This is a genomic window from Pseudomonas viridiflava (assembly GCF_900602065.1).
Classification (GTDB): Bacteria; Pseudomonadota; Gammaproteobacteria; order Pseudomonadales; family Pseudomonadaceae; genus Aquipseudomonas.
In genome coordinates, this window is the sequence record NZ_UWFN01000182.1 from 1 (window position 1) to 298 (window position 298).

Sequence of the window (298 nt, forward strand, 5' to 3'; positions counted from 1 at the left end):
TTGTCCGACTCTCTGGAGATGGCGCGTTTCAGCAACAACCATTCAGCCACAACCGTGTTGGTGGCGGGCGTGCGCTTCATGGGCGAAACCGCCAAGATTCTCAACCCTGAAAAACGCGTGCTGATGCCGACGCTCGAAGCGACCTGCTCGCTGGATCTGGGCTGTCCGGTCGACGAGTTCTCAGCGTTTTGCGATCAGCATCCCGAGCGTACCGTAGTGGTCTATGCCAACACCTCTGCAGCGGTCAAGGCCCGGGCTGACTGGGTGGTGACCTCTGGCTGCGCGCTGGAGATCGTCG

Annotated in this window: 1 protein-coding gene; it reads left to right on the forward strand. The window is 60.7% G+C overall.

Annotated elements, in window-relative coordinates:
- Positions 1 to 298: quinolinate synthase NadA (gene nadA, locus EE949_RS10500; protein ID WP_164666746.1), on the forward strand; the 298-nt coding region annotated here is incomplete at both ends.